At 41.1% G+C, this 25,837-nt stretch carries 27 protein-coding genes; 13 read left to right on the top strand and 14 right to left on the bottom strand.

Annotation, left to right across the window (positions count from 1 at the left end):
• Positions 1 to 22 precede the first annotated feature (22 nt).
• Positions 23 to 970: a homoserine kinase gene (thrB, locus tag Q4567_RS12075; protein WP_216046897.1), complete on the bottom strand. Its 948-nt coding sequence runs from the start codon at positions 968 to 970 to the stop codon at positions 23 to 25.
• Between the two features lie 3 nt (positions 971 to 973).
• Positions 974 to 3,436 carry a bifunctional aspartate kinase/homoserine dehydrogenase I gene (gene thrA / locus Q4567_RS12070; RefSeq protein WP_216046898.1) on the bottom strand — a complete coding sequence of 821 codons (2,463 nt, stop codon included), beginning with the start codon at positions 3,434 to 3,436 and terminating at the stop codon, positions 974 to 976.
• 608 nt (positions 3,437 to 4,044) lie between these two features.
• On the opposite strand from thrA, the gene Q4567_RS12065 reads away from it, so the two are divergent.
• Positions 4,045 to 4,455, top strand: a complete 411-nt coding sequence (locus Q4567_RS12065; RefSeq protein WP_216046899.1) for a universal stress protein — start codon at positions 4,045 to 4,047, stop codon at positions 4,453 to 4,455.
• Between the two features lie 455 nt (positions 4,456 to 4,910).
• On the opposite strand, the gene Q4567_RS12060 is transcribed toward Q4567_RS12065, so the two are convergent.
• Complete coding sequence (locus Q4567_RS12060; protein ID WP_216046900.1) at positions 4,911 to 5,324, bottom strand: MarR family winged helix-turn-helix transcriptional regulator; 414 nt, start codon at positions 5,322 to 5,324, stop codon at positions 4,911 to 4,913.
• A 99-nt stretch (positions 5,325 to 5,423) separates the two neighbouring features.
• On the opposite strand from Q4567_RS12060, the gene Q4567_RS12055 reads away from it, so the two are divergent.
• The 8 genes from Q4567_RS12055 to nspC all read left to right on the top strand — a co-directional run bounded on the left by Q4567_RS12055 (position 5,424) and on the right by nspC (position 13,368).
• Positions 5,424 to 5,879 (top strand): DUF2798 domain-containing protein, encoded by a 456-nt coding sequence (locus Q4567_RS12055; RefSeq protein WP_216046901.1) that lies wholly within the window; start codon positions 5,424 to 5,426, stop codon positions 5,877 to 5,879.
• A 25-nt stretch (positions 5,880 to 5,904) separates the two neighbouring features.
• Positions 5,905 to 6,630, top strand: coding sequence for a siderophore-interacting protein (locus Q4567_RS12050; RefSeq protein ID WP_216046902.1), 726 nt, complete (start codon positions 5,905 to 5,907; stop codon positions 6,628 to 6,630).
• 87 nt (positions 6,631 to 6,717) lie between these two features.
• Positions 6,718 to 7,287, top strand: coding sequence for a gamma-glutamylcyclotransferase (locus Q4567_RS12045; protein ID WP_216046903.1), 570 nt, complete (start codon positions 6,718 to 6,720; stop codon positions 7,285 to 7,287).
• A gap of 310 nt (positions 7,288 to 7,597) precedes the next feature.
• Entirely contained in the window at positions 7,598 to 9,304 is a 1,707-nt protein-coding gene (aceK, locus tag Q4567_RS12040; protein WP_303500524.1) for a bifunctional isocitrate dehydrogenase kinase/phosphatase, read from the top strand.
• 22 nt (positions 9,305 to 9,326) lie between these two features.
• Positions 9,327 to 10,301, top strand: coding sequence for a 1-aminocyclopropane-1-carboxylate deaminase/D-cysteine desulfhydrase (locus Q4567_RS12035; protein ID WP_303500523.1), 975 nt, complete (start codon positions 9,327 to 9,329; stop codon positions 10,299 to 10,301).
• Positions 10,288 to 10,899: a nicotinamide riboside transporter PnuC gene (gene pnuC, locus Q4567_RS12030; RefSeq protein ID WP_216046906.1), complete on the top strand. Its 612-nt coding sequence runs from the start codon at positions 10,288 to 10,290 to the stop codon at positions 10,897 to 10,899. Before Q4567_RS12035 ends, pnuC begins: the two co-directional genes overlap by 14 nt.
• A 112-nt stretch (positions 10,900 to 11,011) precedes the next feature.
• Complete coding sequence (locus Q4567_RS12025) at positions 11,012 to 12,214, top strand: saccharopine dehydrogenase family protein (protein ID WP_303500522.1); 1,203 nt, start codon at positions 11,012 to 11,014, stop codon at positions 12,212 to 12,214.
• Positions 12,215 to 12,228: 14 nt separating this feature from the next.
• Complete coding sequence (gene nspC, locus Q4567_RS12020) at positions 12,229 to 13,368, top strand: carboxynorspermidine decarboxylase (RefSeq protein ID WP_303500521.1); 1,140 nt, start codon at positions 12,229 to 12,231, stop codon at positions 13,366 to 13,368.
• A gap of 38 nt (positions 13,369 to 13,406) precedes the next feature.
• Here nspC and Q4567_RS12015 read toward each other — a convergent pair whose 3' ends face one another.
• From Q4567_RS12015 to rsmI, 3 genes are read right to left on the bottom strand one after another with little or no spacing between them, the layout of a single operon-like run.
• Positions 13,407 to 14,285, bottom strand: coding sequence for a DMT family transporter (locus Q4567_RS12015; RefSeq protein ID WP_216046908.1), 879 nt, complete (start codon positions 14,283 to 14,285; stop codon positions 13,407 to 13,409).
• Positions 14,272 to 15,321, bottom strand: a complete 1,050-nt coding sequence (locus Q4567_RS12010) for an FAD:protein FMN transferase (protein ID WP_216046909.1) — start codon at positions 15,319 to 15,321, stop codon at positions 14,272 to 14,274. Before Q4567_RS12010 ends, Q4567_RS12015 begins: the two co-directional genes overlap by 14 nt.
• On the bottom strand, positions 15,314 to 16,153 hold the full coding sequence (rsmI, locus tag Q4567_RS12005) for a 16S rRNA (cytidine(1402)-2'-O)-methyltransferase (RefSeq protein ID WP_303500520.1): 840 nt from the start codon (positions 16,151 to 16,153) through the stop codon (positions 15,314 to 15,316). The genes Q4567_RS12010 and rsmI overlap by 8 nt, the downstream gene beginning before the upstream one ends.
• An 85-nt stretch (positions 16,154 to 16,238) precedes the next feature.
• On the opposite strand from rsmI, the gene Q4567_RS12000 reads away from it, so the two are divergent.
• Genes Q4567_RS12000 through Q4567_RS11985 form a run of 4 tightly spaced genes read left to right on the top strand, consistent with a single transcriptional unit; the run spans position 16,239 to position 19,747 of the window.
• Complete coding sequence (locus tag Q4567_RS12000) at positions 16,239 to 18,182, top strand: penicillin-binding protein activator (RefSeq protein WP_303500518.1); 1,944 nt, start codon at positions 16,239 to 16,241, stop codon at positions 18,180 to 18,182.
• On the top strand, positions 18,169 to 18,528 hold the full coding sequence (locus Q4567_RS11995; protein WP_252728771.1) for a YraN family protein: 360 nt from the start codon (positions 18,169 to 18,171) through the stop codon (positions 18,526 to 18,528). Before Q4567_RS12000 ends, Q4567_RS11995 begins: the two co-directional genes overlap by 14 nt.
• A gap of 45 nt (positions 18,529 to 18,573) precedes the next feature.
• Positions 18,574 to 19,167 (top strand): phosphoheptose isomerase, encoded by a 594-nt coding sequence (locus Q4567_RS11990; protein WP_216046913.1) that lies wholly within the window; start codon positions 18,574 to 18,576, stop codon positions 19,165 to 19,167.
• Positions 19,168 to 19,171: 4 nt separating this feature from the next.
• On the top strand, positions 19,172 to 19,747 hold the full coding sequence (locus Q4567_RS11985; protein WP_216046914.1) for a BON domain-containing protein: 576 nt from the start codon (positions 19,172 to 19,174) through the stop codon (positions 19,745 to 19,747).
• A gap of 43 nt (positions 19,748 to 19,790) precedes the next feature.
• On the opposite strand, the gene Q4567_RS11980 is transcribed toward Q4567_RS11985, so the two are convergent.
• From Q4567_RS11980 to rplM, 8 genes are all read right to left on the bottom strand, one after another.
• Positions 19,791 to 20,612, bottom strand: coding sequence for a DUF2989 domain-containing protein (locus tag Q4567_RS11980; protein ID WP_216046915.1), 822 nt, complete (start codon positions 20,610 to 20,612; stop codon positions 19,791 to 19,793).
• A 78-nt stretch (positions 20,613 to 20,690) separates the two neighbouring features.
• Positions 20,691 to 21,098 (bottom strand): ClpXP protease specificity-enhancing factor, encoded by a 408-nt coding sequence (locus Q4567_RS11975; protein WP_216046959.1) that lies wholly within the window; start codon positions 21,096 to 21,098, stop codon positions 20,691 to 20,693.
• Between the two features lie 22 nt (positions 21,099 to 21,120).
• On the bottom strand, positions 21,121 to 21,753 hold the full coding sequence (gene sspA / locus Q4567_RS11970) for a stringent starvation protein SspA (protein WP_216046916.1): 633 nt from the start codon (positions 21,751 to 21,753) through the stop codon (positions 21,121 to 21,123).
• A 152-nt stretch (positions 21,754 to 21,905) separates the two neighbouring features.
• On the bottom strand, positions 21,906 to 22,640 hold the full coding sequence (locus tag Q4567_RS11965) for a cytochrome c1 (RefSeq protein WP_216046917.1): 735 nt from the start codon (positions 22,638 to 22,640) through the stop codon (positions 21,906 to 21,908).
• Positions 22,637 to 23,905, bottom strand: a complete 1,269-nt coding sequence (locus Q4567_RS11960) for a cytochrome b N-terminal domain-containing protein (RefSeq protein WP_216046918.1) — start codon at positions 23,903 to 23,905, stop codon at positions 22,637 to 22,639. Before Q4567_RS11960 ends, Q4567_RS11965 begins: the two co-directional genes overlap by 4 nt.
• A 1-nt stretch (position 23,906) precedes the next feature.
• Positions 23,907 to 24,542, bottom strand: coding sequence for a ubiquinol-cytochrome c reductase iron-sulfur subunit (gene petA, locus Q4567_RS11955; protein ID WP_216046919.1), 636 nt, complete (start codon positions 24,540 to 24,542; stop codon positions 23,907 to 23,909).
• Positions 24,543 to 24,844: 302 nt separating this feature from the next.
• On the bottom strand, positions 24,845 to 25,237 hold the full coding sequence (gene rpsI, locus Q4567_RS11950) for a 30S ribosomal protein S9 (RefSeq protein WP_008845414.1): 393 nt from the start codon (positions 25,235 to 25,237) through the stop codon (positions 24,845 to 24,847).
• Positions 25,238 to 25,249: 12 nt separating this feature from the next.
• Positions 25,250 to 25,678 (bottom strand): 50S ribosomal protein L13, encoded by a 429-nt coding sequence (rplM, locus tag Q4567_RS11945; protein WP_216046920.1) that lies wholly within the window; start codon positions 25,676 to 25,678, stop codon positions 25,250 to 25,252.
• Positions 25,679 to 25,837: the final 159 nt, after the last annotated feature.

Here is a 25,837-nt window from a genome sequence, read left to right as displayed (position 1 = left end):
TTACCAGCATCTTAGGGCTGGTTTATGAGACAACCGCACCTTGCGTATCAATCTGGCAAATATGACTAAAACCAGTGTCATTCTGAATATAGTTTTCAGATAACCAATGTTGAATACCTTGTGCTTGCTCTAAATTATTACAAACTGCAAATACAGTTGGGCCTGAACCTGAAATACCGAAGGCTAAGCCTCCATTGCTCATTACGAAATCTCTGCTTTCATCGAACTTCGGCAGTAAAGACTTACGATAAGGTTCTGCTAAAACATCTTTCATTACCGCTGCTGCCAGCGCTTCATCTTTTCGATAGCTTGCGTCTACAAATACAGCTAGTTGCTGACCAAAGGTGATAGTTTCGGCCATGGCAATTTGCTTAGGCAAAATATCTCGCGCTGCGGCGGTCGAAACACTGATCCCTGAATAACAGACCACCCAATACCAGTTTTCAAATACCGGTAAAGACAAGGCAATTTGATCGGATTGACTGTTCATCAAGGTTAATCCACCGACAAAACATGGTGCTACATTGTCGTAATGTACGCTGCCGCTGATTTGGCCTTCCAACTCACCCATCAACAATAATAACTCGTTTGCATCAAAGGGTTCATCAAAAAATTGATTTAGGCCGTGTAGCGCCGCCACTATCGAACTAGCACTTGAACCTAAACCACTACCTATGGGTAGATTCTTACGCAGTACCATTGCCACTTCGGCAGTCGGTAAACCACGTTCACGCAATTTTTCAGTGAATAAAGTGTAGCAGTCAAAAACAATATTTGATTTGGGGTCTGCAGGTAATTTATCTGCAAAACGCCCTTCTACTTTTAAACTAAACGTATCAGCAGAGCTTACGTCTACCTGATCACCCAATGGACTGCCATCAATAGGGGTTAATGCCGCCCCGAGCAAGTCAAAACCAAGACTAACATTGCCAATAGATGCTGGCGCGTAAGCTGTAATGCTTTTATTCATCGATTAGATATCCTGTTTCCATGGCATGGTGCGCAATACATCAGCAAAAACCCCTGCTGCAGTCACGGTAGCACCAGCGCCATATCCGCGAATTACATAAGGAATAGGCTGATAATAATGACTATGTATGGCAAGGGCATTTTCACCTTCTTTAATCGAATACAACGGGTGGGTGCTATCAACGGCTTTTAATGCAACCTTGCACTGACCTTTTTCAATTGAGCCCACATAACGTAAAACTTGCCCTTGTGCTTTAGCATCTTCAACCAATTTTTGATAATGCCCATCCAAACTAGGCAAGTTTGCCATAAACTCATCAATAGTACCGCTGGCATCAAAGCTGTCTGGTAATACTGATTCAATTTCAATATCCGTTAACTCTAATTCTAAATCTGCTTCACGGGCCATGATCAATAGTTTTCTGGCAACATCCATACCCGACAAATCATCACGAGGGTCAGGTTCAGTAAAGCCATTCTGCTTAGCAATTTGGGTTGCCTCCGAAAGGCTGTGGCCTTCATCTAACTTTCCAAACACGAACGACAATGAACCAGAAAGGATACCTTCAAAGCGTTTTAATTCATCACCTGCATAAATTAGTTTTTGCAAATTGTCGATGACCGGTAGTCCAGCACCTACAGTGGTTTCATATAAAAACTGGCGGTTGGTTTCCTGCGCCATAGAACGTAGCTTTTTATAGTAAGCGATGTCACGGGTATTGGCTTTTTTGTTGGGAGTGACCACGTGGAAACCGGCAGACATGAAATCTGCGTACTGACCGGCAATGTGTTCATTGCTAGTACAGTCGATAATCACAGGGTTAATTAAGCTATTTTGTTGTACAAAGTCACTTAAATTTTCAATAGACAGTGACTTGTCTGCACTATCTAGTTGAGCTTGCCAACTACTGTGTAAATCAATACCGCCAGCTTGCAATAGTAACTTGCGACTATTGGCGATACCGTACACTTTTAAACTAATTCCGCGTTCAAACAAGGGTTGTTGTTGACGGGCCATTTGCTGCAATAACTCTTTTCCTACATTGCCGCACCCCACAAGGAAAATATCAATGGAGTGGGAATTTGAGAAAAAATTCTGATGCACAACTTTTACTGCCTCTTTAGCTCGATTTTTTTCAATTACTGTAGAGATTGATCGCTCAGAAGAGCCTTGAGCAATAGCGACATTGTTCACTCTAGCCTGAGCCAATGAACTGAAAAACTTAGCTGCTAAACCTTTAGAATGGCGCATGCCGTCACCCACAAGGGTAACAATCGCAAGTTCATGTCTTACTTCAATTGGATCCAACAAATTATTCGCCAGTTCCAATGCAAAAGCATCTTCCAATAAATTTTGTGCCTTTTCAGCGTCTTTACTGTGAATACAGAAGCTAATGCTGTACTCGGACGAAGACTGGGTAATCAGGCTGATGGAAATATTCGCGTTAGACATTACTTCAAAAACACGACTAGCCATACCAACCATGCCTTTCATACCGGGGCCGGCGACATTGAACATTGTCATATCATCAAGATGAGAAATACCTTTGACGCTTGTCCAAATTTCACTGGACTCTTTACCAATTAATGTCCCAGGAGCAGCAGGGTTTAAGGTGTTACGAATTAAACAAGGAATGTGATGTTGAGCAATAGGACCAATGGTTTTTGGATGCAAAACTTTTGCGCCAAAGTAAGACAATTCCATGGCTTCTTGATAGGTTAGTTTGTCTAGTAACACGGCACCATCTACTTGATTAGGATCCGCATTGTAAACCCCATCAACATCGGTCCATATTTCACAACATTCCGCGTCTAAGCAGGCCGCAAGAATGGCGGCGGAATAGTCTGAACCATTGCGTCCAAGTGTCACTTTCTCGCCTTCGGCGTTTACCGCTACAAAACCTGGCATAATCAAGATTTCAGATTTATCGTAAACAAAATCCGAGAAGCGCGCTTTGCTCACTGCAACATCGGCGATACTATCTAAATATTCACCTTCGGCAACAATGTAATCTACAGGATCAATAATGTGGTTTTTCTGGCCAAGGGAGTTCAATATTTCACTGAAAATATTCACACTCACATATTCGCCCATACTTAAAATTTTGGCGGTAATTTGGTCTGGAGCACAACGCAATAACTGAATGCCATCTAAATGCTGTTTCAACTCGACTAAAATCGTGTCAATAAAGCCGCTCAAACGAGCTTTACGAAAAGCAGGCAATTGGGCTGCTAAATCGCTGGCAATACCATTTAATGTCATTTCTAATTTGGCATACAATTCGCCAAAGTCGCTTCCCGCACTTGCTTGTTCACACAACAACGACAATGCATTTGTCACCCCTTTGGGAGCTGATAGAACCACTGCTGCACCGTTTTCTTCATGGCTCGCTAAGCTGATGTCTTTAACTGACAAATACCGTTTAGCGTCAGCCATTGAAGAGCCACCAAATTTCAACACCTTCATTTATTGCTCCTGTTTACTTCTGTTCCGCTGCTTTAGATTCGCATTTTAATTTCGCACTTCAACCATGTGAATGTGGCATATAATTTTGCTGTAAATAACAAAAAGCCCGCTTGAGTCGCGGGCTTTTTTAAATTTCTTTACGCACTAGCCAGCGACCAACTCATTTGAGGTGGTAATCATAATCATGCCGATGGTGCTTATTATTGTTTTCATGGGGTTCAATTTGCCGTATAGACGTCTATATGTCAACCGTCAATGGGAGATTTGTTATTGTTTTATACTGATCTATTTACTCTAAGGTAGAATTAAATGGATTGAATAGGGCTTTTCTCCCATATTTGGTCAAATAAATAACCCACCCTAATATTTAATCCAGATTTGAAACAATCACAGCATTCATATTAGCCTTGCACAGTCCGCTATAGATTAGAAGCGTTATGGCTCTCTTCTCCAGCAATGGGTATTTATCGTTGAACGAATTTTAGTTGTATTCTAAGCACTGCCCCAAATACTAGCTAATATTGATTTACATCATATATTTACAGTTATATTGTGAGTAATATAAGGAGCTAGAAAGACTTCACGTTGATAACAAATAAGGAGCAATTATGTATAAAACTATCCTATGTGCTATCGAAGCATCCACAGAAGGAAAACTCGTATTAGCCAAAGCAGCTGAGATGGCAGGTCTTTACGGCAGCAAATTAATTGTTATGCATGTATTACCTTACAAGTTATTGCCCAAGGATTACCAGAAAGAATTGAAGGACAAAATATCGCCAAAAATTGAAGAATTATGTGCAGACTTCAATATTCCTAAAAAGAATCGCATTATTAAGGTAGGTAAACCTTATGAATTGATATGCAATGAAGCCATCAAAAGAAAAGCAGACTTGATTATGCTAGGAACTCATTCTAAAAAAGGCATTCAAGCATTAATCGGTTCTACCGCTAATGGCGTCGCTAACTATGCCGATTGCGATGTTTCTTTAGTAAGAATCGCAAAATCCATCAAATAAGCGCGAATTTACATTCTAGCCATTGTTACCTGCGAGTTCGCAGGTAACAATAAATGTATAATCTGATAAATGATTACCATCACTTTGCTTTATTCGTTTGGCAATCTTGTTAATAACAAGGAAGCTGGTTTAGGGAGGCATGGTATCCATTATTATATTAGGTAACCGAATAGCACTTCAGCTTCGAACAATGCCGCACTGCCGAGCATTTGCCTAACACTCAAATAGACTTGCAGGTATAGGTGCAAGCCGTCGTCGTTTGAAAAGTTAATCTAACGACACCTTTGCTAATTTGAAACGCCTTAGTCCGATACAATATCGAAATCAGGCCTTGATTGCCGCTTAGAAATGAGTCCAACTTAATGGGGTCACTTCAAATTTGCTGGCCTTTTGCATTCTGGCAATTATCTTTGCATTCCTGCGTCTTGTTCTATGCGGACTTGGCTAGATATCATTTATTTCAAGTTACTTTTAAACTTTTTAGCCAGCTCAATGAAGTTCGCTACTTCTTGAGGTTCAATATCTTTGAGCATAGTCTCAAACACTTGTTTTTCGATTTTATTAAATTTGTCGATGAATTTTTTACCACGGCTAGATAACGATAAAATTTGACTACGACCATCATTTTCATTGCAGCTTTTGATCACCAATTCCTGATTCACGAGTTCTTTAATCAAACGATTTATCTGTGCTTTATCGCGGACCATAAAGGTGGCCAACTTTTGTCCCGTGCAGTCATCAATCTTTGAAATCACCTTTAATGACTTCAAATGCATGGGGGATAAGTCTGAATCTAATTGTTTAACCTGCTCAATAATAGTATTGCGCACAGTATGTAAAAGGCTAAAAAGCGCTTCATTTAATTCCATTAGTTTTCCACCTGAATGTCATTGCCAACAACATAGTTGACAATATCAACCAAAATCAATATAGTAGACTTTGTCAACTTTATTTTATTAGGTATAGAAATGCAAATTAAGTTAAAAAATGTATTGGTGATTTTAACTATTGTCAGCACTTTAGTTGCTTCAATTACCGCTATTATGACATACGCAAATTTACAGCCAACACAAAATTTTTTAGTCACATGGATTAATTCATTTATGTTTGCCATTGCAGTGATGCTACCTGCCGGTGGCGTTATTTTTTTAGCAATGAACAAATTGGTGGAGCAGTTTTTTTCAGCTCTTACGAATATACAAAAAAAGCTGTTACACGGGATTTTGATGGCCATAACAATGGAGTCATTAATGGCTGTTATCACAACATTGCTCCATCATGATTATGTGACTTTCGCTCAGTACAGCAGCCTTATCATCACAAGCTTCTTATACGCACTGCCAGTAGGGCTAGCTTTCGCTTGCTTAATGGTATTTGTGATTCGTCCTAAACTTCAGCGTTTTTTAGCTGAATCATCTATTTAATTATCAATTTATAAAGGAGCAAACCATGGGTCCAAGAATGCGTATGACAACAGTGAAATCGGTGATTGATTTGTCTCCCCACATGAGACGCATCGTGTTAGCTGGAGACGAACTTGTAGATTTTCCTAACGATAAAAAAAGCGCGCATGTGAAAGCAATCTTTCCGAATCCCAATTCACCGCAAAAGATGCCTAAACTAGGTATGTATATCGGTTTTAAAAAATGGATGCGTTCCTATACTGTGCGTGACTTTGATAGCGTAAATTCTCAATTAACATTAGATTTTGCAGTCCATGATCACCAAGGTTTAGCCAGCAATTGGGCGGCTAATGCCAAGCCTGGTGATTATCTAGGGATTGCAGGGCCGGGAGACACAAAACATCCAGATTTAAATGCCGCTAATCATCTATTCTTTGGTGATATAACCGCCCTGCCCGCTATCGCTGGCACATTAGAACAATTGCCTAAGAACGCGCAAGGCAAGGCATGGATTCAAGTACCTGAATTATCAGATAAACAGGCGTTAGACGCCCCCGAAGGCATTAAAATTAACTGGTTTATTACCCCTGATAAGTTAACTAAAGACTTTTTATCAGCATTATCATCACAGCCTAGAGAGCTGCGCGACACTGCTATTTTTATCGCAGCAGAGGCTAGCATTGTCAGGCAATTGAAGGCTCATCTAAATGAACACTGTCAGTATGATAAAAATAAGTTGTACGCTAGCGCCTATTGGAATCAGAAAAAATAGTACGGTCTAGATTGGATTCTTTTACTAAAAATCTGGTGTAAAGTGTGGGGTAATTTCGAGATTACAGTAACAGAATAGTATTTTTAGATGGCTTTCGATACCCAAGCAATTAACAAACAACGTCAGAATCTAGCTGACTATGATGAAATCTGGCTATTCGGCTATGGCTCTCTCATATACAAGGTAGACTTTGATTATATAGCCAGTGAATATGCGTATATTAATGGATATGCGCGGCGTTTTTGGCAAGGAAGTCATGATCACCGTGGCACACCTGAAAGCCCTGGAAGAGTACTCACACTAACTCCCGTTCAAGGGGAGCGATGTTTTGGTAGGGCCTTTAAAGTAAACCATGAAGTTTTTGAACATTTAGATCATCGCGAGAAAAATGGCTACCTGCGCCATGAAATCCCTATTCATTTATCAAATAACCGGATCGTAAATGGATTAATTTACATTGCTAGCCCTGATAATGCAGCCTATTTAGGTGAAGCGAGTATTGAATACATTGCAAAACAAATATTCAATTCATCTGGGCCCAGCGGATTAAATCGTGATTATGTGTATGAACTCGAAGCCGCGCTAAAAGAGCATGATGAAGTTGACGAGCATGTATTCCAAATCAAATCTTTACTTAAAAGTTTAGAAAAATCATAGAATAAATCGAAGTTTAATAACCAAGACAATTTAGTAACGCCTACACGTATAAAGCACATCTTGAGGTTTGTTTTTATCCGGCGGGTTTTCGATAAACTCAATGGAGCCGAGTTTTGCTACTTTCGCCTACATTTCAGGTTGAATATCACCAGATAAAACAATAACGAAAACTCCGTTGCACTATTTGCGTCCTATAGTTGAATTATCACAAATTAACACAGCAAAGTTCAGCACCTCACTTTTTTACTTATTATTAGATAGTTTTGTGTTTCAATAACACTTTAATCAAATTTATACTGTGACAGAAGCTATGCCAAGCATTCAAGAAAAAGTGGCCTATCAGATACTTTATGGTTTTGAAAAAAACTACCGTTGGTTTTGTAGAATCACCTCTGGGGCAAAACAACGTTTCGAGCAAGCTCAATGGCAAGCCACCCAGCTTGCGGTAAAAGAACGCATATCTATTTATGAACAAAGTTTAGCTGATACTATTTCTGAGCTTTATGCATTGATTAACCCACGCCAACAGACCCATCAATTCTGGCATCAAGTTAAAAACCTTTTCGCCCTTCAATTAGAGCAACATCCCCAATATGAATTGGCCGAAACCTTTTATAATTCGGTGATCGGTAGACTGTATAAACACAATAAAATTGATGAAGAGATTATGTTCGTCTTGCCTAGTCGATGTTATATCCCTGGGCAAGATAAACATAAAGTAGTCAATAGCTTTGATACTAGCGGCACTGTCGGCTCGATGATGGAAGCGATTTTAGCCATGTACCGATTTTCTATTCCCTATGAAAATAAACAAAGTGATATCGAGCAACTTGATCAAGCACTTAGAGCACGGTTAGACAAAGCTCAACTGGCCTCGGTACATACGGTAGAGATATTAAAGCCGGTGTTTTTTCGCGGAAAGGCCGCTTATTTGATCGGTCGAATTTGTATGCCCGATGAAACCCTTCCCTTCGTTATCGCTTTATTGATCAATGAGAAAAATGAACTTCAGATAGATGCTTTGCTAACCAGTAATAAAGACTTGAGCGTCATCTTTGGTTTTGCCCGCGCCTACTTTATGGCAGATACCTTGTATCCAGCTGAAATAGTAGCTTTTCTACAAGAGTTAATGCCTAACAAAAAGAATTTCGAACTGTATATGTCAATTGGTCATTATAAACACGGTAAAACCGTCTTTTATCGCAATTTTCTACAGCACTTAGAGAATACCGACGACCAATTTAGCATTGCCCCTGGGATTCGCGGATTAGTAATGGCAGTGTTCCATTTACCGTCTTACGGAGTAGTCTTTAAAATTATAAAAGATGAATTTCCAGAGAGTAAGAGAGTCACTCGCGAGCAAGTCAGAGAATGCTATCGTTTGGTCAAAACCACAGATCGTGTAGGACGCATGGCAGATACCCATGAATACGTTAACTTCCGACTGCCGAAACACCGAATGGAGCCAGCTTTACTAGAAGAGTTGCAAGCCGTTGCAGGTAAAAATATAGAAATTAAGGAAGACGAAGTTATCATCAAACACGTCTACATAGAACGTAAGATGACTCCTTTAAATATTTTTTTGCAAACTGAAACCGATGAAACAAAAATTTACAATGCTATCAATGATTTGGGATTGTGCATTAAACAAATCGCCGCCGCCAATATATTTCCTGGCGATATGTTGCATAAGAACTTTGGGGTTACCCGTCATGGCCGCGTGATTTTCTATGATTACGATGAAATTTGTTTGATGAATCAACGTACGTTTAGAGAACTTCCTAAATCAGACGACCCTTTTGCGATGGACACACTGTCAGTTTCTCCAGAAGATGTTTTTCCAGAACAATTTGAACATTTCATTGTCGGAAAACGCCACTTAAAAGATCTCCTTAAAAAATTACATCCAGACTTGATGACTGCAAAATATTGGATTGAAGCACAAAACAAAGCTGCAACAGGGACAGTGCAACATTTTACGCCCTATAGCTCAGAATTGCGTTTCAAACGCCAGTAAACCGCAAGGGAATATAGCCTCAGTGATTGCTAGCAAATTAACTCAAGAGCTTGGAATCCAGCTCCCCTCTGCAGAACAGCAGCTTAGGTTAAACTGGAAAAATGATCATGGAGTCGAAGTTTGGATTAAACGGGACGATTTAATCCACCCAATTATTTCGGGTAATAAATGGCGCAAGCTCAGCCAAACATTGTTCAGTGCTGCGCATTCACCACCAGCTAAAATTATCAGTTTTGGAGGTGGCCATTCTAATCATTTACATGCTTTAGGTTTTTGCTGCCAAAAGTTAAATATCCCTTTGTTAGCCGTTATCAGAGGGGATTATTCACAAAATATGACGCCCATGCTCAACGACCTTGAACGCTGGGGTTCACAATTGGAGTGGGTCAACAAAATCACCTATGCGAAGCGCACCGACAATACTTACCTTGAAGTCCTGCGCCAAAACCATCCCAATTCATTGATAATTCCAGAAGGTGGTTCACAACACCAAGCCTTGAGCGGCGTTGCGTCTATCGTTACAGAATTGACACAAGAATTTGATCTGATAGTTGCGCCGGTTGCCAGTGGTGGCACTATGGCAGGGTTAATCCAAGCAACTCAAAACAGCAAAACCAGGGTGTTAGGCATAGGTGTGTTAAAAGGACATGACTATTTACACGAATTAGTGAACCAGTTTTTGCCGAATGAGAGTAAGAAACAATTGAATGGCCAAAAAGCATCGACAGATTGGCAACTTAATTCCGATTTTCACTTTGGTGGCTATGCCAAAAAGACGCCAGAACTAATCGCTTTTTGTGAGCAATTTGAACAAGATAATAATATCCCAATCGAACCCATTTATTCAGGTAAGTTATTTTGGGGATTACGCCAATTGGTAGAGAGCAACCATTTTCCTGCAGGATCTAAAATCCTCGCTCTGCACACCGGCGGACTTCAAGGGAAACGAGCTCTACCGAATATTATGACAAAAAGGAATAAGCATGCAGTGGACTGAATGGCTAGCGGGTTTTGCAGGCGCGTCACCGATTGAGTGGATAGCGACCGTCAGCGGTTTTTTATGCGTCTTTCTGATCATAAAACGCAGTATTTGGTGTTTTTTCTTCGGCCTGATTCAGGTTAGTTTGTACAGTTATATTTTTTACGATGTAAAACTGTACTCCGACATGATCCTGCATCTCATCTATGTTGGCTTTCAAATATATGGATATTGGATTTGGTCTAAAAATTTAGATGACGGCGGTCATGTGATTGTCGATCATGGAAGCCAAAGATACTATTTGCAAATCGCGACATTGGCGATTATTGCAACGCTGTTATGGGGATGGGTTATGGCCAACAATACCGATGCGAGCCTACCTTACTTTGATGCATTTACCACCTGTGTAAGTTTAGTTGCTCAATGGTTGATGTCCCATAAAAAGCTGTATAACTGGAGTTTTTGGATTGTGGTTGATGTGGTTGCCATTTGGGTTTATTGGCAGAAAGATTTGTATCCAACATCCGTACTTTATTTATGTTTCTTAGTGATGGCTTGTATCGGCCAATATCAATGGTGGCGGATTTACCACAAAAATACCTCACAGGTTGCATAAGCTACTTGGATTACATCAATAAAGTGTCTATATTTTTGCATTCGCCTATTGCGTCTTTAGCTAGCAATGTTAGCATGCGCAAAATTTTCAGCTTGGATAAAAGGAAGCTAATATGTCTCGTGTTTTGATCATCGGTGCTGGCGGCGTTGCTGCAGTAACCATAAAAAAATGTGCCCGTATGCCAGAGCATTTCGATGAAATCTATTTGGCCAGCAGAACCGTGTCCAAATGCGAAGCTTTACAAGCTGAAGTGGGCGCAGACCGTGTGAAAGCAGTTTATGCTGTTGATGCTGATAATGCCGCAGAAGTTGAAGCTTTGATCAACAAAGTTAAACCTGATTTGCTTATCAACCTAGCCCTACCTTATCAAGACCTGCCGATTATGGATGCCTGTCTTGCTACCGGAACAAACTACTTAGATACTGCCAACTACGAGCCTAAAGATGAAGCTAAATTTGAGTATTCATGGCAGTGGGCGTATCAAGATCGATTTAAAGATAAAGGCATCATAGCGCTTTTAGGTAGTGGCTTCGATCCTGGTGTGACTAACGTTTATACCGCTTACGCTGCTAAACATTATTTTGATGAAATTCATTATCTGGATATTGTCGATTGTAATGGCGGCGACCATGGTCAAGCCTTTGCAACTAACTTCAACCCAGAAATCAATATTCGCGAAATAACTCAACGAGGACGTTTTTGGGAAAATGGCCAATGGAAAGAAACAGATCCATTAAGTGTCAGAGAAGACCTTGATTACCAAAATATTGGGGTTAGAGCCTCTTATTTAATGTTCCACGAAGAATTGGAATCTATTGTAAAACATTTTCCAACCTTGAAACGTGCACGTTTCTGGATGACATTTGGTGATGCTTACTTAAACCACTTGAACGTGCTTGAAGGTATAGGCATGACAAGCATTGAGCCAATTGACTTCCAAGGCCAAAAAATTGTGCCTCTTGAATTCTTAAAAGCTGTATTGCCAAACCCAGGTTCACTTGCCGAAGGTTATACCGGTATGACCTGCATAGGCACATACATCACAGGTATTAAAGACGGTAAAGAAAAAACCATCTTTATCTACAACAACTGTGACCACGCAGCCTGTTTTGAAGAGGTTGGCGCACAAGCCGTTTCTTACACAACAGGTGTGCCAGCGATGATTGGTGCAGCGCTTATGTTAAACGGTACTTGGAAAGGTGAAGGTGTTTGGAATATGGAACAATTTGATCCAGACCCGTTCATGGACATGCTTAATCAACATGGGCTACCTTGGCACGTGATTGAGTGCGAACAAAGTCCTTTTAAACGCTAATTGGGAGCAAAACCTTGAGCGATATAATGTTAAACCCAGCGATTCCTTCTCCTTGTTATGTGTGTGAAGAGTCTAAACTCGAACGCAATTTGCAGATAATGGAACGAGTACAGCGAGAAGCTGAGGTCGATATTATTCTCGCTCTTAAAGGTTTTGCTATGTGGTCAACCTTTGATCTTGTAGGTAAATATTTAAAAGGTTGTACCGCCAGTTCAGTTTGGGAAGCCAAGCTTGCCAAGTTTGAAATGGGTAAAGAAGTCCATGCGTTCTCGCCGGCTTATAAACCGGCAGACATGGATGAATTATTGAATTTAGTGAATCACATTTCATTCAATAGTTTAACTCAGTGGCAACGCTATAAAGAGCAAGTTTTGGCTAAAGGTATTTCAGCAGGAATACGGGTAAATCCAGAACACCGCGAAGCTGAAACAGAATTGTACGACCCTAGCGCACCAGGCTCCCGTTTAGGGATTCGTGTAGCCGACTTGGAAGGTGCAGACTTAACTGGCATCGACGGGTTTCACGTTCACAATTTGTGTGAATGCGACTCTTATGCCACCGAGCGGACGTTGCTAGCAGTGGAAAAACGTTTTGCAAAATGGCTACCTGATATTCAATGGTTAAACCTCGGTGGGGGTCACTTGATGACCAAACAAGGTTATAACCTTGAGCATCTCATTGACACCTTGGTGCAGTTTAAACAACGACATCCACATATTCATATAATTCTTGAACCAGGTTCGGCTGTAGCTTGGCAAACCGGTAGTTTGGTTTCCGAAGTTGTGGATATTGTCGAAAATGAAGGACAAATTGCGATTTTGGATATTTCCGCAACGGGTCATATGCCAGATGTATTAGAGATGCCTTATCGCCCTGCTGTAACTGGCGCTGGCGAGCCAGGAGAAAAAGCCTTCGATTATAAACTAGGTGGCAACTCATGTTTAGCAGGTGATGTTATCGACACCTATAGCTTCGACCACAAGTTAGCGGTAGGCGAGCGCGTTATTTTTGAAGATATGATCCATTACACCATGGTGAAAACAACATTCTTTAATGGCGTCGAGCACCCAGCAATTGGCATTATTCGTAACACAGGGGAATTCGAGCTGATTCGCCAATTTAACTACGAAGATTTTAGAAACCGTCTATCTTGATCGTTATTCGGTTTTAACACGGGAATTACCAGCGGCAATTAGGTTTTGAGTTGCCGCATTCCTAATATTACCAACACCAAACCGGTGATATGCAAAAAGGTGACAGGTTCATCCAAAAGCTGGTTAGATAATATAATCGTAAATAAAGGCCCCACTGCGCCAACGATAGACGCTTTACTTGCCCCTATTCTTTTAACCCCAGCACTGATCATAAAAGATGGAATCAAGGTCATAAAGATCGCCACAATTACCCCCCCCATATAGAGCTCAGTTGAGTAGTGCAACAAATCTCCCACACCTGCGGCATAAGAATGTATGAGCAGTGTAATACAAGCAGATATCATAGCCAGGCAAACAAAGCGCTGACTACCAATCTGTCGAGAAAAACGCTGGGTAGCCACTAAGTACCAAGCAGTTAAAATGCTCGCAAGAAAAACCAGAAAGCTACCCCAGTAAATGTTTTCTCCACCAAACGAGAGGTCGGCATAGAAAAACACCAAAATTCCAGCGTAAGATAAGATTAATGCTAACCAAATTTTAGTGACCGGCTTTTCATTTAAAAACCACCAACCAAATAAGATGGCCACTGCGGGATAACAAAATAGAATGATTCTTTCTAACCCGGCGGTAATATATTGCAATCCCAGCAAATCAAAATAACTGCCTAAATGATAACAAGCAACGCCCGCGGCACAGCAAGCCAATAATTCCTTAGCACTGAGTGTTCCCCACCCCGTTTGTTTTAACGACCACATTAGGATAAGTAAATAAAACGGTAAGACAAACAACATGCGCAGTGTTTGCAGCTCCAATGGACCTATACCCAGCTGATAGAGGTATTTGATCATAATTGCTTTGCTGGAGAATAAAATAGTACCTAGTACGACTAGAAAAACCCCAGAATCAATGCGCAACATTAACGGCTTCAAATGATTGGGAATAATGTAGACGTCGCTGATTATCTAAAATAATCGCTTCATAGCCGCGAGTGTGATTGATTAAATCTATGCCTTTTTTGACGCCTAATACAAACACAGCGGTGGATAAACCATCGTTCAACGTGCTTCTGGGACCTATGATAGTCACACTCTGCACTTCATAGATGGATTCCCCACTTTGCGGAGAAAGAATGTGATGATAGCGTTTCCCATCCTCTTCAAAATATCTTTCATAATCACCAGAGGTGGACATTGCGATATTTTCAAGAGGCAAAACCACTGCTTGTTTTTGCCGATTTCGAGGGTCACGAATACCCACTTTCCAAGGACGGCCATTGCGATCGCCTAGCAGCCCCGTATCGCCGCCGGCTGTTACTAAAGCATGCTCAATACCCATATTTTTTAAAATAGATAATGCATTATCAACTGCGTGGCCCTTGGCAATCCCCCCCAAATCTATTTTGACTTTAGGGTGCGCAAACTTAACAGTTTGTTTATGTGGGTCTAGCTGCAAGTGACGAAAATTAATAGCATCCAACAAGGTTTTTATTGTCTGCGCATCGGGCCGTTGTTTTTGCCGATAGTTATACAAATAACCCACGCTGGCGAAAGTAATGTCAAACGCCCCATCAGTTTCCTCTGAAAGCCCATAAGATAACTGCAATAATTCAAACATTTCTTTAGAAACAGTTACTGGGGTGTTCGCCGCTAAGCGGTTCACTTTCGACAATTCGCTGCTGTCGATATAAGGGCTCATTAATTGATTTATACGCTGCATTTCTTGCATTACCGCATCCACAGCTGCATGTCCTAGCTCTGGGGAGGCGGCCCAAATTTCGGTATGGATGTTGGTGCCCATAATCCCGCGGCTATCTGCGTACCAAGCGCCCTGCTCGTTTCCAGCAGGTTTTTCTAACTGGGTCGCTGACTGTCCATAGACACTATTAGATAAGGATAAATTAGTCCCAAGGAAAATGATTATTAGCGTTGAAAAAAACGCCTTCACTTTACTCATTCAAGGTTAAACCGTACTGATAAAGTGCATTCTTTTTAACACCGAAATGCTGAGCTGTAAGCGCTGCTGCCTTTTTTAAGGGTAAATCTTGCAATAAGATTTTGAGCAGTTGCAAACTTTCAGCTGGCAATTCGTTATCGTTTTTCGGTGCGCCTGCAACCATCAACACAAATTCTCCGCGCTGATGGTTAGCATCTTCTAAAAGCCACGCCAAGACCTCAACGGCACTTGCAGAATAAAATGTTTCGAAGGTTTTAGTTATTTCTTTGGCGATGGATAATTTACGGTCCTCACCCAAGACTTCAATTATAGCTTTTACTGTATCTGCAATACGACGGGGAGATTCGTAAAAAACAGTGGTTGCTGTTTCGCTATTGAGACGTTCTAGTACGCTATGTTTAGCGACCTGCTTTACAGGCAAAAATCCGTAAAATAGAAACTGATCTGTGGGAAGCCCAGATGCACTTAAGGCAGCAATAGCCGCACAAACGCCTGGGATAGGCACTACTGTCACCTCTTGCTCTCTACAGCGATTGACTAAGTTATATCCAGGATCACTAATTAAAGGTGTGCCTGCATCTGAAATCAACGCGACATTCAGTCCTTCTTTCAACTGTTCTATCAAGCGATTAGAAATTTGTTTTTCGTTATGATCATGAACTGCAGTCATTCGGGTCTTCACTCCCCAATGCAGCAACAGCTTTTGACTATGTCGAGTATCTTCGGCGGCAATCAAATCCACTTCATTTAATACTTTGATTGCGCGGTGCGTAATATCATCCAAATTTCCAATTGGTGTTGAAACAATGAACAATGTGCCAGTTTTTACCACTTATAATCAGCCTTTGATTGTTTTACGTCATTAGGCATTTTAAACTACCTAAAGGTAAATGGGTTGGAAAATTTTGAGAGTATCGATGGGTAAGTTAAAATGGCTAGTTGCTTGCAGTGCGATCACCGCATTAATTGGTTGTGGTTCAACACCTGTGAAGAACGATACGGCGAGCAATAATCAGTCAACAGATCTGGTTAAACAAGATGAACAAAACACGCTACCGCAAGATCCTATCTTTTATTTAGATGAAGCTAAACGTGTTTATGCCAATACCGGAGACCAACATCAGCGTAATCAATGGATAATCCGTGCCGCAGAATCTTATAAACAGCAAGGCGCATGTCTGCAAAGTGAAAAAATTGTACATTTATCTATCCGTGAATTTACTGACCCAGCCCTACGCAATCAAAGTCAAATAATTTTAGCGGAATGTGAGTTATCTAAGCCCGCTACTGACTGGCAAAAAATCGCAAAACTGCAAGGCCAAATAAATCAAGATATTAGTCATAAGAACCGCGCTCTTCGTATCCAATATGCGCAGTTTGTGCATTTAAAACAATGGCTAAATGCGGCACTATCCTTGAATCAAATTGAACCGACAGAACAACAGCAAAGTGAAGATATATGGTATCTGCTGCAAAGACTGAATGAACAAGAGTTAGAGAATGCACTGCGCAAACATGCAGATTTGTCTGCTTGGTTACAACTGAGTTTGATTGTTAAACGTTTTGGTCTGCAACAAGGGCAATTACAAACTGCCGTAGCCGAATGGCAAACACGTTTTCAAGCTCACCCGTTAAGCCTTAATTTGCCTGGTGAAATACAGCAAGCCATGCAGATCAGTCAATTACAAATGCAAAAAATTGCAGTCTTACTGCCGCTTTCAGGCAGGTTATCGCAACAAGGAGAAGCCATAAAACAAGGCCTCTTAGCCGCCTACTATTTAAAACAGAAATCTGTTTCAAGTGATTCTCAGGATGCTTTTCCAGCGCTACACTTTTTCGATATAGAAAGTAAACCAATGTCAGAATTAGTGGCAGAAGTTTCTGATTATGATGTGGTTATCGGTCCTCTAGTAAAAGATAAATTGGCTGAGTTCAGTCAGCTTGCTCCTCCAGAACTGAATATAATTGGCTTGAACCGATTAGACGAAACAAACTTAGTCGCAGAACCTGGAATAATAGATACACAGCCCATCGATGAAAATCAGAAATTAGCGCTAGCTGAGCAAGCAGCCCCTCCTGGGATTCGAATTTACTTTGCATTATCACCAGAAGATGAGGCGGTGCAACTGGCCAACAAAGTATTCAAAACTGGAGCGGTAAGTCCAATAGTGGTAACCCAGCAAAGCGGTGCCCCTATGCGAATGGCCAATACGTTTCTGCAAACTTGGCAAATTTTAACCGAAGACAATGATGTGTCACCGGGATTAGCGACTTTTACCGATAATAAAAGTATGCGAACCAGCTTAACCTCTTTGCTGGATGTATCCCAAAGTAAAACCCGCATTGATCAGTTGGAAAGTATCACAAGCGAGAAGATATATTCGGTACCACGAAACCGTCGAGATGTTGATGCCATAGTATTATTTGCATCTCCAGAACAAACCGAATTACTCAACCCTATTGTTGAAACAAGTTTAAGTCCATTTAATGATAAAGCTGTGCCCGTATATGCTTCATCACGGAGTTATAGTCAGAACTTCAGTAATAATACCTTACGAGATCTGCGCAATATCACATTTACTGACATGCCTTGGATGTTGCCTGATGGCGAGCACCAGTCACTTAAAAATGAAGTTGCTGAAATTTGGCCTAAACAAGACGACACGTTAAAACGTTTATTTGCATTAGGTTATGATGCGTATACTCTGGTACCTTTCTTACCCGGTTTAAAAGCATTACCACAAGTTTCTATTAAAGGCCTGACAGGAACCCTTTCAGTAGACCAAAATGGCAATATTATTCGTGTACTGCCATTTGGAAAGATTACCGAAAACGAGGTTATTTTGCTTGCAATGGATTAAGCAGCGCTTTTCCAGAACAACAGGGCTGCTGTCTGAAAATCGAGCTCGCCAATACTTGGAAGAAAACGGACTCCGATTTTTCCAAAGCAATTATCACTGCCGCACAGGTGAAATAGATTTGGTGATGCAAGATGACCAAGAATGGGTATTTGTTGAAGTGAAATTTCGGAGTCGATCTGACTACGGTACGGCAGCGGAATATTTTCATGCTGCTAAACGAAAAAAATTTACGCAGGCAGTGAAACATTTTATGCACTTTCACCGTCTAAACCCCGCAATGGTAGCGCATCGAATCGATTTAGTTGCGATTGACGGGGATCAAATCCAATGGTTTAAGTCGGTCTGAAAGAAACGCCATTGAAATTCTATTTAAAACACTATTGAGATTGTCATGATTGAACAAATAAAAGCTAATTTCACTGAAAGTATCCAGACTAAAATCGCTGCAGGAGAAGTACTTCCAGAGTCTATTTTTAAAGCGTCGCAAATGATGGTTGATGCATTAATTCACGGCAATAAAATATTATCCTGTGGTAATGGTGGTTCAGCAGGAGACGCACAGCACTTTTCATCAGAACTTCTCAACCGCTATGAACGCGACCGCCCAAGTTTACCTGCAATGGCTTTAACCACAGATTCTTCAACCATCACTTCTATCGCCAATGATTACAGTTATGACGAAGTCTTCTCCAAGCAAGTTCGCGCCCTTGGTCAAGCCGGTGATATTTTACTAGCAATTTCCACCAGTGGTAATTCAAGAAATGTCATCAATGCGATGGAAGCTGCGTTGAGTCGAGATATGACCATAGTAGCCCTAACCGGTAAAGACGGTGGTGAAATGGCCGGATTACTTGGCCCAAATGATGTCGAAATTCGAGTTCCATCTAGTCGTACCGCTCGCATCCAAGAAGTACACTTATTGGTGATACACAATCTATGTGAGTGTATTGATGACAGTTTGTTTCCTGAGCAAGGCGCGGAGTAACTAAATGTTTACTAAGTCTTCCCGTTTACTGATTCTAATGGTTGTGGCCTCATTGTTTATGCAGGGCTGTGCAGCGCTGGTAGTCGGTGCAGGTGTGGGCGCAGCTTCAGCAGCCCATGACAGACGCACTTTGGGCACGCAAATAGATGACAAAACCGCCACGGCACGGTTAGCATCCAAGTTTTCTAATAATTCGAATTTAGATTCTGCCAAAATCGACATAACAGTATTCAATGGCATCGCTTTATTGGTAGGACAAGCACCAACAGAATCAATCAAAGCAGAGATTTCTACAACCGCACAAACTGTTGAGAATTTGCGTAAAATTCATAATCAAATGCGCGTTGCTGAGCCTATACCCGCCACAGTGATAGCAAATGACACTTGGTTAGCCAGCAAGGTGAAAACCGCCCTGATTGGCGATAAACGTGTGGATGGATTAAATATCATTGTCGAAGTTGAAGACTCTGAAGTGTTTTTAATGGGCTTAGTCGATAGCAACGAAGCGGATATCGCGGTTGAAGTGGCCAGAAACGTAAATGGTGTCGCCCGAGTCATCAAAGCATTTGAATACAAATAGGTATCTTTTTAGATTGGACTCGGGAACCGCTGTGTAAGGTTACTCACTGTAAGTTTTTGGGAAACGAGTCCATATCTTTATATAACCATTTAGCGTCGAATAATAAATCATTCACTTTGCTCTGAGCAACGCGTATTTGAGACGGTGACATTTTTTCAAATAATTTAAAATAATGCGCGTTCACTTCAGCTTTACTTTTGTCTAAAGCACTGTATAGACCTTGCCAAATAGCGGCCTTCTCTAGTTCATTTTTATCCAGATAGTAGCCAACATAAAATTCATATACTGACGGCTGAATATCTTTAATTACGTCTGCCTTTTTGAGTGCTTGACGAGCATACTCTAGACCTTGTTCTTTGTTGTATTTAGCGTATCGGGTCATCAACGCAACATAAACATCTACGTGAACGTCTTTAGCTGTCTCAAAGCCATTTACCATAGACTCCCAGTTGTCGTCATTCTGAGAGTTTGTCCATAACCATAGATTGACTTCAGGACGAGCTATAGCGCGAGTACTGGCAATTAATTCCTTCTGTATTTCGGGAATCTTTCTGATGGTTATGATTTGTGATTGTTTGTCATCTTTATTTCTCACCGCTTCAGAAACAAAAGCATCCTCCAGACAACTGCGATACGCATCTAAGGTTTTGAGGGCAACATAAGTATTGATAGAGCTAAGTTGCTCACGTTGACGCGCTAGATCTCGAATGACTTCACTGCGAGGTATTGAACACAAGGCTCCGGAATGAGTGTTATCACAGATATCTTTATAGGTATCACAAATTTGCCACATGGAGTCATCTGCTACTCCACCATTTTCACAACCGGTAATCAAAATAGTTACCAAAATGAGCCAATAACGCATGTATACCTTTCCTAGAAATGTTGAACTGATTAATTTTACTAGATGACAAAAAAGGCGCTAAACAGCGCCTCTTATTGATTATTTAACAACCGTTAAATTGGGTGGTCCTTTTCTCTCAGGCTTAGGTGTCGCTTTAGGTTTAGAAGCGACTCCGCCTTTATCTCCATCAGTTAAATTTTCTTCAGGAGTAAATACTGTACCAGCACCATTTTCTTTAGCATATATAGCCAAAACAGCATGAGTGGGCACGACTAATTGCCGTGCAACACCACCAAAGCGAGCTTCAAAACTAACATCTGCATCACCGAGATTTAATTTAACACATGCACCTGGTGATACATTAAGAACAATTTGTCCATCATGCACATGCTCCTGTGGCACGTTAGTACCAGGAACAGTTGCATCAACAACTAAATAAGGTGTTAAGTCGTTGTCTACGATCCATTCGTAAAATGCTCTTAACAAATACGGTTGATTTGAAGTCATCATAATATGCTACCTAAACCACTTATAGTGGATCGTGTATCTCTCTTTCTTGATCAGTCAACGAAGCTTTAAAGGAGCTACGAGCAAATATGCGATTCATATAGGCTAATACTTCTTTACTGCCAGTACCGGTTAATTCGATACCAAGTGCAGGCAACCTCCACAATAGCGGAGCTAAGTAACAGTCAACCAAACTAAACTCTTCGCTCATAAAGAATGGAGTTTCAGCAAATAATGGAGCTAGGCTAAGTAACGCTTCGCGCAATTCGTTGCGTGCTGCATCCAAATCACCTTTACCAGAAAGAATCTTTTCAGCTACTGAATACCAATCTTGTTCTATACGGTGCATCATCAAACGACTTTGGCCGCGAGAAACAGGATAAACTGGCATAAGAGGAGGATGTGGGAAACGCTCATCCAAGTATTCCATAATAATATGGGACTTGTACAAAACAAGTTCTCTATCGACCAGCGTAGGCACTGTGCCATAGGGATTTAAATCAAGTAAATCTTCAGGAAGGTTGGTTGGATCAGTATAGCTGATTTCAACACCCACTCCTTTTTCCGCAAGTACAATACGCACTTGGTGACTGTAAATATCACTTGTGTCTGAGAACAACGTCATGATTGAACGTTTATTCGCGGCTACAGCCATTAACTATCCTCCAGAATCAACAAAACAGGTCAACCAATTCTTTGTTTTAAACCACAAAATTGATTGGCTGCCTAACACCGCCAAGGTATTAGACTCATTAAAAAAAGGGGCAGACTCGCCCCTTTTCGGATTATACCTTAATTTTGGGTGAATTAGTGAACATCACGCCAATATTCTTTCTTAAGTAAGTAAACAAAGATAAACAACACAACGATGAAGGCAAGAACCCATCTACCAGTCGCTTCAAGATTCAAACGACCAGGCTCACCAACATAGACAAGGTAATGGACTAAGTCACCCACAGCCTTATCGTATTCTTCAGCGTTAAGCTCGCCATTACCATCAGTTTTAATGCCAACGTAAACTTCTTTCATTTCACCGTCGATCATTCGTTCTTCATGGGTTTCACGCGGTGTACCTTGCAATTCTTGCAATACGTGAGGCATACCTACATCAGGGAAACGCTTATTGTTAACCCCAAAGGTTTTGCTTTCGTCTACGTAGAAAGTACGCAAATAAGTATACAACCAGTCGGCACCTCTCACCCGCGCTACTAACGTCAGGTCAGGTGGTGGAGCGCCAAACCATTTAGCGGCATTCTCAGCAGGAATAGCACTTTTTATATGGTCAGATACTTTTTCACCGGTGAACTGCAAATATTCCTGTCCCAATTCATTAGGAATCCCTAAATCTTTGAAACTGCGCTCATAACGTTGGTACTGCATGTTATGACAACCTAAGCAGTAGTTATTGAACAACTTAGCACCATTTTGTAATGCTGCTTTGTCGTTCAAATCAATATCTATATGGTCGTTTTCGATTCCACCACCGGCTGCACCAGCAAGTCCCGAAAACAATAAAGTTAACACTAATACAAACTTTTTCATTTCGTGATCCTCTCTGGTACCGGCTTAGTATTCTCATTTCTGCTGTAAATAAACATTAAAACGAAGAATCCAAAGTACATGATAGTTGCGATTCGAGACGCAATTATTTTCCAATTTTCTTGTGGTGTACCACCTAAGTAACCTAAGAAGATAAACACGGCTGCAAATACCAATAGATTCCAGCGATGTAAACCACAACGATAACGCCAAGATTTCACTTTACCGCGGTCAATCCAAGGTAGTAAGAACAAAGCAATGATTGCAGCGAACATACCGATAACACCACCGAGCTTATCTGGAACGGCTTTTAAGATTGCGTAGAAGGGTGTGAAATACCAAACAGGGAAAATATGTTCAGGAGTTTTCAACGGGTTAGCAATTTCAAAGTTAGGATGTTCTAGGAAGTACCCACCCATTCCAGGTGCGAAGAACATGATGTAACAGAAGATAAATAAGAATGCAGCAAATGCAACCATGTCTTTCAACACAATATGTGGGAAGAAAGGTACTACGTCATCAATGATGTCGTATTTTTTAGTGTAGTATTCGTGCATTTCAAATTTGGTTTTTTGATCTTCAGTCAATGAACCTTTTTTGCGCTTAACTTCAACGCCATCAGGGTTATTTGAACCTACTTCATGCAACGCAACTATGTGTAAGAACACTAGAATGACGATGACCAGTGGCAATGCAATAACATGCAAGGCGAAGAATCTATTGAGGGTAGCACCAGAGATAACGTAGTCCCCTTGAATCCATTCAACTAAGTCTGGACCAATCACAGGGATTGCACTAAACAAGGATACAATTACCTGCGCACCCCAGTAGGACATTTGTCCCCAAGGAAGTACGTAACCCATGAAGGCTTCAGCCATTAGCGCAAGGTAAATGAACATACCAAACAACCACAGTAGTTCACGAGGCTTTTGGTAAGAGCCGTACATCATTCCGCGGAACATGTGCAAATACACCACGATAAAGAAAGCCGAAGCCCCTGTAGAGTGCATGTATCTAAGTACGTCTCCGTAAGGCACATCACGCATGATGTATTCTACAGAAGCAAAAGCACCTTCAGATGAAGGTACAAAATTCATGGTTAGCCACACACCGGTGACAATTTGGTTTATCAGTACAATTGTGGCCAAGAAGCCAAATATATACCAAAAATTCATATTTTTTGGTGCAGGGTATTGAATCGCGTGCATGTTAGCAACGCGCATCATCGGAATACGATATTCAATCCAATCTAAAAGACTTTTAAACATCTTATGCTGCCCCCTCGGCTTCTGAACCGATAATAACGGTATTGTCATCAACATACTGATAAGGCGGAACAACCAAATTCAGTGGTGCAGGTACTCCATCAAACACGCGGCCAGCCATATCAAATTTGGAACCATGACAAGGGCAGAAGAATCCCTCGTCTACGCCTTCAACGTATTCGGCAAATGCGCCGTCAGCCAAATGCTGTGGAGAGCATCCAAGATGCGTACAAATGCCCACGAGTATTAGGTATTCTTCCTTCAGAGAACGGTAACGATTTTTAGCAAAAGCAGGTTGTTGCTCTTGCTCAGAATCTGGATCTTTGAGTATATCTTCGTGTTTTGCCAGTGAAGCTAGCAGTTCTGGCGTCCGCCTTACAACCCAAACTGGTTTACTTCTCCAGATAACACGGATCATTTGCCCCGGCTGAATTTTACCAATGTCAATTTGCACATCAGCTCCAGCGGCTTTCGCCCTTTCACTCGGGTTCCAAGAACCAATAAAAGGTACTGCGACACCTGCAACGCCTGCTGCACCCACCACTGATGTAGCTACAGTGAGGAATCGGCGTCTAGGGTTGTCTTGGGGCTGATTGTCATTCTTTGACGAATCATTTGTATCGACAGACACATTGCTCATCCACTCTTCTCCAAGTTCGGATTTAGTGATACTTCTTGAACATAACTAGTTGGTTCCGATAGCGATTTGCTAGCAGCTAACTGTCACAAGAAATTACGGTTTTGTTGAATTTATCTATTAACATGAAATGATAAAAGAAAACCCCTAATAAAGACAAGGAATTAAGTAAATAAACCTATGTTTTGTGGGATTAATTTGTCTTAGGACAACTCAATCAAATTTAATAGACATAAAAACATCAAATTTTTAACAATAAAAAACCCAGCGTTGCTGGGTTTTTTGAAATATTCGTAACGTAAAAATTAACGTTTTGAGTATTGAGGACGCTTACGCGCTTTATGAAGACCCACTTTCTTACGTTCAACTTTACGTGCATCACGAGTTACGAACCCGGCTTTACGAAGAGCTGGACGAAGTGTTTCGTCATATTCCATCAAAGCACGAGTAATACCGTGACGGATTGCGCCAGCTTGACCACTAATACCACCACCGGCTACGGTGACGTATAGGTCAAATTTATCAGTCATTTCAACTAGCTCAAGTGGCTGACGAACAACCATGCGTGCTGTTTCACGACCAAAGAAAACATCCAAAGGACGTTTGTTAACTACAATGTTGCCACTACCTGGACGTAGAAAAACACGAGCGGTAGAGCTTTTGCGACGGCCAGTGCCGTAGTATTGAGTATCTGCCATTTTTCTCGCTCCTTAAATGTCTAGAACTTGAGGCTGTTGAGCAGCATGTGAATGCTCAGTACCAGCGTACACTTTCATTTTGCGGAACATAGCACGTCCAAGAGGACCTTTAGGCAACATACCTTTTACCGCTTTCTCAATGATCATTTCAGGCTTGTGAGCTTGAAGTTTCTCAAATGTTGTATCTTTCAATCCACCTGGGTAACCAGTGTAGGAATAATAGATTTTGTTCTGTGCCTTACGGCCAGTAACAGTTACTTTTTCAGCATTGATTACGATAATGTAATCACCAGTGTCAACATGAGGTGTGTACTCTGGCTTATGCTTACCGCGTAAACGTATCGCGATCTCTGTGGCCAAACGGCCTAGTGTTTTGTCTGCGGCGTCAACCACATACCAGTCGCGTTTTACCGTCTCTGGTTTTGCAACAAAAGTTTTCATTTTAAAATACCCGAAATATATAAATTGTTACTGGTTAATTTTCTGCTCTAGCCAAATATCCGATGTTTAACATCTTATATTCAACAATCCAGAAAACCTCTTAAATCAACATATTGACCCCTTCGAGTCGATTGATTCTTCCACTTTCCCAAAGTGGGC

Source organism: Aliiglaciecola sp. 2_MG-2023 (assembly GCF_030548145.1).
Classification (GTDB): Bacteria; Pseudomonadota; Gammaproteobacteria; order Enterobacterales; family Alteromonadaceae; genus Aliiglaciecola; species Aliiglaciecola lipolytica_A.
The sequence above is the reverse complement of the archived record's forward strand: the minus strand, read 5'-3'. Positions and strand labels throughout refer to the sequence as shown.

Bases quoted from the DNA above. Each gene is read 5' to 3' on its own strand.
- thrB (WP_216046897.1), bottom strand. From the start codon at position 970: ATGAATAAAAGCATTACAGCTTACGCGCCAGCATCTATTGGCAATGTT.
- thrA (WP_216046898.1), bottom strand. From the start codon at position 3,436: ATGAAGGTGTTGAAATTTGGTGGCTCTTCAATGGCTGACGCTAAACGG.
- Q4567_RS12065 (WP_216046899.1), top strand. From the start codon at position 4,045: ATGTATAAAACTATCCTATGTGCTATCGAAGCATCCACAGAAGGAAAA.
- Q4567_RS12060 (WP_216046900.1), bottom strand. From the start codon at position 5,324: ATGGAATTAAATGAAGCGCTTTTTAGCCTTTTACATACTGTGCGCAAT.
- Q4567_RS12055 (WP_216046901.1), top strand. From the start codon at position 5,424: ATGCAAATTAAGTTAAAAAATGTATTGGTGATTTTAACTATTGTCAGC.
- Q4567_RS12050 (WP_216046902.1), top strand. From the start codon at position 5,905: ATGGGTCCAAGAATGCGTATGACAACAGTGAAATCGGTGATTGATTTG.
- Q4567_RS12045 (WP_216046903.1), top strand. From the start codon at position 6,718: ATGGCTTTCGATACCCAAGCAATTAACAAACAACGTCAGAATCTAGCT.
- aceK (WP_303500524.1), top strand. From the start codon at position 7,598: ATGCCAAGCATTCAAGAAAAAGTGGCCTATCAGATACTTTATGGTTTT.
- pnuC (WP_216046906.1), top strand. From the start codon at position 10,288: ATGCAGTGGACTGAATGGCTAGCGGGTTTTGCAGGCGCGTCACCGATT.
- Q4567_RS12025 (WP_303500522.1), top strand. From the start codon at position 11,012: ATGTCTCGTGTTTTGATCATCGGTGCTGGCGGCGTTGCTGCAGTAACC.
- Q4567_RS12015 (WP_216046908.1), bottom strand. From the start codon at position 14,285: ATGTTGCGCATTGATTCTGGGGTTTTTCTAGTCGTACTAGGTACTATT.
- Q4567_RS12010 (WP_216046909.1), bottom strand. From the start codon at position 15,321: ATGAGTAAAGTGAAGGCGTTTTTTTCAACGCTAATAATCATTTTCCTT.
- Q4567_RS12000 (WP_303500518.1), top strand. From the start codon at position 16,239: ATGGGTAAGTTAAAATGGCTAGTTGCTTGCAGTGCGATCACCGCATTA.
- Q4567_RS11990 (WP_216046913.1), top strand. From the start codon at position 18,574: ATGATTGAACAAATAAAAGCTAATTTCACTGAAAGTATCCAGACTAAA.
- Q4567_RS11985 (WP_216046914.1), top strand. From the start codon at position 19,172: ATGTTTACTAAGTCTTCCCGTTTACTGATTCTAATGGTTGTGGCCTCA.
- Q4567_RS11980 (WP_216046915.1), bottom strand. From the start codon at position 20,612: ATGCGTTATTGGCTCATTTTGGTAACTATTTTGATTACCGGTTGTGAA.
- Q4567_RS11975 (WP_216046959.1), bottom strand. From the start codon at position 21,098: ATGACTTCAAATCAACCGTATTTGTTAAGAGCATTTTACGAATGGATC.
- sspA (WP_216046916.1), bottom strand. From the start codon at position 21,753: ATGGCTGTAGCCGCGAATAAACGTTCAATCATGACGTTGTTCTCAGAC.
- Q4567_RS11965 (WP_216046917.1), bottom strand. From the start codon at position 22,640: ATGAAAAAGTTTGTATTAGTGTTAACTTTATTGTTTTCGGGACTTGCT.
- Q4567_RS11960 (WP_216046918.1), bottom strand. From the start codon at position 23,905: ATGTTTAAAAGTCTTTTAGATTGGATTGAATATCGTATTCCGATGATG.
- petA (WP_216046919.1), bottom strand. From the start codon at position 24,542: ATGAGCAATGTGTCTGTCGATACAAATGATTCGTCAAAGAATGACAAT.
- rpsI (WP_008845414.1), bottom strand. From the start codon at position 25,237: ATGGCAGATACTCAATACTACGGCACTGGCCGTCGCAAAAGCTCTACC.
- rplM (WP_216046920.1), bottom strand. From the start codon at position 25,678: ATGAAAACTTTTGTTGCAAAACCAGAGACGGTAAAACGCGACTGGTAT.